Source organism: Legionella nigrisilvae, assembly GCF_977063395.2.
Genome location: NZ_CDRUGZ020000019.1, coordinates 810,472 through 817,102, shown reverse-complemented (window position 1 = coordinate 817,102; position 6,631 = coordinate 810,472). Strand labels below are relative to the sequence as shown.

Here is a 6,631-nt window from a genome sequence, read left to right as displayed (position 1 = left end):
AGCACTCAAAGGTTCTTCAAAGTGCCCACACAGTTTGTCTTCTATCTTCTTAATGAACCTGCCCCGAAGGCGTGCTGCGTATTCTACTGATTTCACTCTCAGTGTCAAACACTTTTTTCATTTTTTTCAAAAAAAAGGATAGGTGTCTTAGTTACGTTCTAGAGTGAAATATATATTAATGACTAAGGTTTAGAATATTTTCATCGATAAGATACCCATAATGAAAATTTAAAGCGAAGGGCAGATAATTCCTAAAGTCAGAATATTATTCCTATGATTCCTTTAGTAATTTTCTCATACATCAATTTTATAAATATTTTTTGGTTAAGACTGGCTATCCCTCCTTTTTTTTGTTAATCTTCGCGATTCAACTATGGTGGCTCTATTGGTCCCTTCGCGGCGATAGATCGTGAACCCCGTCAGGCCCGGAAGGGAGCAGCGGTAGCGATTGATTCGAGCGCCGGAGTGTGGCTCTTAGAGCTGCCGCCCAACTCGTGAAAACATGTATGAGCTATCTGGCACTTGCCCGTAAATGGCGACCACGCACATTTTCCCAACTGGTTGGCCAAGACCACATCAATAAGGCATTGATAAATGCGCTGAATCAACAGCGATTGCACCATGCCTATCTGTTTACCGGCACTCGCGGTGTAGGAAAGACCAGTATTGCGCGAATTTTAGCCAAATCATTAAATTGTGAAAAAGGCATTAGTTCCGAACCTTGTTTACAGTGTGCGATCTGTAATGCAATAGAACAGGGTAGATTCATTGACTTAATCGAAATTGATGGTGCATCTAAAACTCGAGTGGAAGATACTCGTGATGTATTAGACAACGTCCAATACGCACCCGCTATAGGTCGTTTCAAAATCTATTTAATTGATGAAGTCCATATGCTCTCGCAGCATAGTTTTAATGCTCTGCTCAAAACACTGGAAGAACCCCCCGCACATGTCAAATTTATTTTAGCTACAACAGATCCGCAAAAACTTCCTGTAACTGTCTTATCTCGTTGCTTGCAATTTAATCTAAAGCATTTGCCCACAGAGTTAATCAGTCAGCATTTGCAATTGATTCTTGAAGAAGAACAACTGGATTTTGAAATTGAGGCTGTCAATATACTGGCTCAAGCAGCACGAGGCAGCATGCGTGATGCCTTAAGTCTTTTAGATCAGGCTATTACTAGTTGTGATACTCAATTACGTGCAACTGATGTTAAAATGATCCTGGGCTATACCCAACAAGATTATGCCCTGCAATTAATATATGCCTTAGCAGAACAAAATGCAGCAGCTGTATTAAAACTTAGTCAATGCATTTCAATTGAAGGCGGACATTTTCAGTATGTATTAGACGAATTACTTAACTATCTTCATCAAATAGCTGTATATCAAGTCCTTGGGGATACTAATCCTCTAATTAGTCCTTCCTCACAAATTACGACTCTAGCACAACATATTTCAGCTGAAGACACTCAACTTTTTTATCAAATTGGACTTAAAGGACGCGAAGAAATTCATCTTGCTCCTACGTTAATCATCGGCTTTAATATGACCTTATTGCGAATGCTAACGTTTAGACCTGCCCTTAAAGAAGCCATCCCTCCTTTAGCCCCGTATACGACGCTTTTATCCTCTGAACCGCAGCAACCCTCTCTTTTACTCCAAGAAATTACTGAGCAGGCTCCTAAACAACAATCTCAGGATGTATTGAATCTTACAGAACATTTAGAAGGGAACGCACAAGAAGAAGGGGTAGAAGAAAAAACGCAGGTTATTCATCAGGAAGCAAACGACTGGGCGAGCATTATCCCCCATCTCAAGCTCACGGGTTTAGCGCTCAATGCAGCAGAGAATGCTGAACTGGTCGCCAAAGAGGGGCGAGAGGTAACTCTACGTGTGGCCAAAGGACATCAATCTTTATTTACACCAACGATATTCTCGCGCATTGAAACAGCCCTGAGTCAATATTATCAAACTCAAGTAAAAATTATTTTAAACAGTGATGAATCAGTTCAAGCCTCTCCAGCACAGCAAAAAGAGCAGGCAACTCAACAGAAACAACTGAAAGCAGAAGCTGCATTAAAAAATGATCCTATGTTCCAACAACTTCAGCAAGAATTTTCAGCAGAATTGGTCAAAAATTCTATTGTCCCGCTGAAAGATGACTTATAATATACCGAATTTAAATATAAACCTATGAGGCCTTAATAATGGATATGAATCAAAATCTTGGCAACCTAATGAAAGAAGCGCAAAAAATGCAACAACGCATGCAAGAAGCGCAACAACAATTAAGTCAATTAGTTGTTACAGGAGAAGCTGGTGGTGGCATGGTAGTTATTAAAATGAATGGCCGACATGATGCCACTGAAGTTAAAATCAAACCTACTATGATGGAAGAAGATGTAGAAATGTTGGAAGACTTAGTTGCTGCAGCAATCAATGATGCGGTACGAAAAATTGAAAAAGCATCTAAGGAAAAAATTAGTCAATTAACCGCAGGCCTAAATATTCCCACTGATTTAATGGGCGGCGACAAGGGTGATAAGGAATAATCCTAACTATGGATATGTTAAACCGTTTGGTAGAAGCGCTCCGCTGTCTACCAGGCGTAGGTCCAAAATCAGCACAACGCATGGTGTTTCACTTGCTTCAGCATCAAAGACAAAGAGGATTAAACCTTGCATCATGTCTTGAGCAAGCGATGAATAACATTCACCATTGCGAACGTTGTGCTAACTATACAGAACAAAAAATTTGTACCCTTTGCCAAAATCCAAATAGGGACTCTTCCTTGCTTTGTGTGGTGGAAAGTCCGGCTGATGTATCTGCTATAGAACAAAGCAATGCTTTTCAAGGTAAATATTTTGTCCTCATGGGAAAAATATCTCCTCTTGATGGTTTAGGCCCTGAAGACATAGGGTTACCTCGTCTCAAAAATCTCATTATTCAAGAAGAAATTAAAGAAGTGATCTTGGCGTTAAGTCCTAGCGTAGAAGGGCAAACCACCATTCATTTTATCCACCAGCTTTTGCGTGATTTATCAATAAACATTACCCAATTAGCGCATGGGATTCCCTCAGGAGGAGAATTAGAGTTTTTGGATGGAAATACTATAGGAAACGCCCTTCGCAATAGAGCAATAATTCATGTTTAAAACAATGTACCGCTATAAATACATTTTCATATTAATGCTTCTCATTTCCGGACTGGCTAATGCCTCTTTCTATAAAAGTTTATGGCCCAAATGGGAGGTAAATAGCCCCCTTTCAAAAGAGGTTATTTCACATCAACTTTGGCAAAATTTTCTTAATCGCCGTATTGTAACCAACGAAGAAAACATCAACCTAGTTGACTATGCCCATATGACCCAAATAGATTTAAACTTGCTCAAAGACTATTTAAAAAGCATGGCAGAAATCGATATTAATAAATACAACCGTGATGAGCAATTGGCATATTGGATTAATTTATACAACGCCTTGACGGTGCAGGTTATCGCGAATTATTACCCCGTAACTACAATTCAAGAAATCAATATCTCGCCTGGATTATTCAGCATAGGCCCCTGGGGTGCAAACCTTATTACTATTAAAGACACCTCTTTAACTTTAGATGATATCAATAATCGTATAATTAGGGCAATTTGGAACGATCCTCGCACCCATTATGCTCTAAGCAATGGCACAATTGGGGCCCCCAATTTAAATAGAAAAGTTTACCAGGGTAAACTCATTGAAGAACAATTAAACCAAGCTGCTTCAAATTACATCAATTCTCTTAGAGGGGTAAGTGTCATCGAGGGAAAACTGATCATCTCTAAATTATATGATTGGTTTGAGGAGGATTTTGGTGGGACTAAGCAGGATATCATCTTTCATCTATTGCAATTTGCAAAAGAACCGTTGCAAAGTCAACTTAAGCACATAAATACCATTGATAGTTATATCTATAATTGGCATATAAATAGTCCTTCTCCTGATCATGAATAAAAGCATAATATACCCCTTTTGAAAACTCCTAAACTGAATAAAACAATAGTATACTCATCCTATTTATCATAAGGATTAGAATAATGAATCGAGGTGGTTTTTCATGGAAAAGACTTATTGGAATCTCTGCTCTTAAAGCTAAAATTTCGCGAAAAATCGGCATTCCATTAACGCAATCTGGTAGAGAACGAAAACTCGGTGCATTCATCATTCAATATTTACGTTCATTCCTCTTGGAAAAGAAAAAAAAACGCTAATTTACTTCACAATCTTCGATAGACTGGAATAATTGCTCAATGGCATTGTCAGGGATTGTGTTCATGCGTTTATAAAGTGTAATTACTCTAAATACTGCATCTCGGTTGCGATAATCTAGTTTTAAGTTTGAATTCGTTAAATCATACATATATGATTCAGTGAGAAAATGCCTATTCCCTAATTCGATACGCAACGCATCCATAACACAGAGCAAGGCATCAAAAACCGTCTGGACTGCTATTTTTTCGTCATTATTAAGTAAAGGTAACCAATCAAAAGTGCCACCCCGAGTGATATTAAAGAAAGTATAAAGTAATTGCTGTGTATCGTTATTGGCAAAGTAGCCATATAAATCTAAGCATTCCGTGGTCGTAAGTTGATTATACAATGCCATCATTTTTTCTTGAAAAAGAAGTATATTATTCTTTTGCCCCACTGCACCTGACAATAAATTTTGTTGTAAAATCATTACTGCATCAACTAAACGATTTGGGTTAAAGCAGAATTTATAAGCGCGCTTTAGATCAGATACGTAATTAACATTATCTCGTTTGGCGTTGATTGGATTTGAACTAAGCTTTAATCTCTTAACAGCTGATTGGATCATTTTTCTGATCACATCACTTGTCTCAATTCGAACACCTTGAGGTAACTCTTCATCATGCAAAAAATAGTCGACCCCAAGTCCAAAACCTTTCTGTAAAGCAATCTCATACAGTTTTTGTTGCATTGAATCGATATAATAATGCAGTATTCCTAGCCGCATTTGAATCGAAACTAATTTTTCAGGGTGCATTACCCCCGCAAATAATTTATCCGGATGTACCTTATAGAAAAAAATTTCATTTACTAAATCAGCACATTTAGGATTACCAAAAAAATCCAATGCGAGGTGTTGTTGTTCAACATTCCAGTCATAAAATACCGCTCCCCATCCACACTGTTCAATATCACTTTTATTCAAAAAATCAACAAATCCTTCCAACCATAAACTTAATTCTCGCTCAGAAAATATTCGTTGTAATTGCATTGAATAAAGAGAAACCTGATTAGTCAATTCCGTAGATGGCACACCTTGATATAAAGAGATGATTTGCTGTAAATGTTCTATTTGTTCTTCAATATCTAGTGGTGAGGCCAATTTTTGCTCTAAAAGAGCAATCTGATTAAAACGTTGGGACCAAGATAATTCATGACCTAATTTTTGGGGGATATGAGCTACATTTTGATCCAATAATTGCAAATAATCTAAATATTTATTTGCTATAGAGTGACATAAAAACCTCACTTCAGGATGAGTCTCTGGATTGGAAGTAGTTTCTATATTTCTCTGAAGCTCATTGTTCAGCATTTTCAGTTCATGTTTGACTAAAGTCTTTGCTCGATCATTGTCTGTTACAAACCAACTTGAAAACTGAGTTTTATTCTGAATCATCCCTACTCCTAAAGCGTTGTCCTGATATAACAGTATCCCGGAAAGGTAACTTTCTACCTATAGGTTTATTTAAACGATTTAAAATAGCATTCGTTCCAGCGAAACACAGCACATCGTAGCAATAACTTATAGAATAATAACGAAAATAATTGCAAGTCGAAACTAATCTTGCCAAAATTACGACGAATGCTGTTCAAAAAAATGGGAATTATTTAATGCCACAACCCAGTTATCTTTTATTCATCGATAACGATCCTGTGAGTGAGGATCTCAAGAAATACTTTGCACAATTTAATATCAATATTGTTCAGCAAAAGCAATTAGTTACTCCCATCCAAAATGTGGTAGGAAAACCTATTGCTATTCTAATCCACTGGTCGATTTTGAAAAATGACCTCCAGGCAATTCATCAATTTTATACAAATTATCCGGTGCCTTTATTGATTTTAAACGATACCCCAGATGAGGATGCCTGTATCAAAGTACTCGAAGCAGGAGCAGATGACTTTATTGTAAAACCCTTATTACCTAGAGAGCTCCATGCTCGAGTCAGTGCAATAAATCGCCGTGTTTTACGGGCAAAACAACTCTCTGAGCAGGAAAAAGAAGTTCTAGTATTCTCCAACTGGCGCCTTTACCCAGCGTCCAGGCAAGTATTTCGTGAGCAGTCCCATGAAGAATTATTATTAAGTGCAGGCGAATATGATTTGCTCCTTACTTTTGTACTGCAACCTCAACGCATCTTGGATAGAGAGTTTTTGTTACAAATCACTAAAAATAGTGATCTGAATCCCTTTGATCGAAGAATTGATGTGCAAATAAGTAGACTGCGCCAGAAAATTGAAGTAGATGCAAAGAAACCGGCATTAATCAAAACCATTCGCAATGGAGGTTATATGTTTACGGCACAAGTAACCACGTTAAAAGAAAGCGATACAAAATAG

7 protein-coding genes and 1 other RNA gene are annotated in these 6,631 nt (G+C 37.6%); 7 read left to right on the top strand and 1 reads right to left on the bottom strand.

The features are described 5' to 3' along the window. Window positions 1-383 precede the first annotated feature (383 nt). The 6 genes from ffs (at window position 384) to ACWTE2_RS08690 (ending at window position 4,251) form a co-directional block, all read left to right on the top strand. Window positions 384-480, top strand: an RNA gene (ffs, locus tag ACWTE2_RS08715) — signal recognition particle sRNA small type. Window positions 481-506: 26 nt separating this feature from the next. Then, complete coding sequence (gene dnaX / locus ACWTE2_RS08710) at window positions 507-2,174, top strand: DNA polymerase III subunit gamma/tau (protein WP_454785013.1); 1,668 nt, start codon at window positions 507-509, stop codon at window positions 2,172-2,174. 38 nt (window positions 2,175-2,212) lie between these two features. Then, entirely contained in the window at window positions 2,213-2,557 is a 345-nt protein-coding gene (locus ACWTE2_RS08705; protein WP_019232941.1) for a YbaB/EbfC family nucleoid-associated protein, read from the top strand. An 8-nt stretch (window positions 2,558-2,565) separates the two neighbouring features. Further along, on the top strand, window positions 2,566-3,159 hold the full coding sequence (gene recR, locus ACWTE2_RS08700) for a recombination mediator RecR (RefSeq protein ID WP_454781288.1): 594 nt from the start codon (window positions 2,566-2,568) through the stop codon (window positions 3,157-3,159). Next, a complete protein-coding gene (locus tag ACWTE2_RS08695) occupies window positions 3,152-3,994 on the top strand; it encodes a DUF547 domain-containing protein (RefSeq protein WP_182392359.1) in 843 nt (280 codons plus the stop codon). The genes recR and ACWTE2_RS08695 overlap by 8 nt, the downstream gene beginning before the upstream one ends. Before the next feature lie 83 nt (window positions 3,995-4,077). After that, window positions 4,078-4,251, top strand: coding sequence for a hypothetical protein (locus tag ACWTE2_RS08690; RefSeq protein WP_182392358.1), 174 nt, complete (start codon window positions 4,078-4,080; stop codon window positions 4,249-4,251). Here the strand turns inward: ACWTE2_RS08690 and ACWTE2_RS08685 are convergent. Further along, window positions 4,248-5,687 carry a hypothetical protein gene (locus tag ACWTE2_RS08685; RefSeq protein WP_454785012.1) on the bottom strand — a complete coding sequence of 480 codons (1,440 nt, stop codon included), beginning with the start codon at window positions 5,685-5,687 and terminating at the stop codon, window positions 4,248-4,250. The genes ACWTE2_RS08690 and ACWTE2_RS08685 overlap by 4 nt on opposite strands. A 215-nt stretch (window positions 5,688-5,902) precedes the next feature. On the opposite strand from ACWTE2_RS08685, the gene ACWTE2_RS08680 reads away from it, so the two are divergent. Continuing rightward, entirely contained in the window at window positions 5,903-6,631 is a 729-nt protein-coding gene (locus tag ACWTE2_RS08680; RefSeq protein WP_182393577.1) for a winged helix-turn-helix domain-containing protein, read from the top strand.

Coding starts and splice junctions, on each gene's coding strand:
- recR (WP_454781288.1), top strand. CDS start 2,566: ATGGATATGTTAAACCGTTTGGTAGAAGCGCTCCGCTGTCTACCAGGC.
- ACWTE2_RS08680 (WP_182393577.1), top strand. CDS start 5,903: ATGCCACAACCCAGTTATCTTTTATTCATCGATAACGATCCTGTGAGT.
- ACWTE2_RS08695 (WP_182392359.1), top strand. CDS start 3,152: ATGTTTAAAACAATGTACCGCTATAAATACATTTTCATATTAATGCTT.
- dnaX (WP_454785013.1), top strand. CDS start 507: ATGAGCTATCTGGCACTTGCCCGTAAATGGCGACCACGCACATTTTCC.
- ACWTE2_RS08685 (WP_454785012.1), bottom strand. CDS start 5,687: ATGATTCAGAATAAAACTCAGTTTTCAAGTTGGTTTGTAACAGACAAT.
- ACWTE2_RS08690 (WP_182392358.1), top strand. CDS start 4,078: ATGAATCGAGGTGGTTTTTCATGGAAAAGACTTATTGGAATCTCTGCT.
- ACWTE2_RS08705 (WP_019232941.1), top strand. CDS start 2,213: ATGGATATGAATCAAAATCTTGGCAACCTAATGAAAGAAGCGCAAAAA.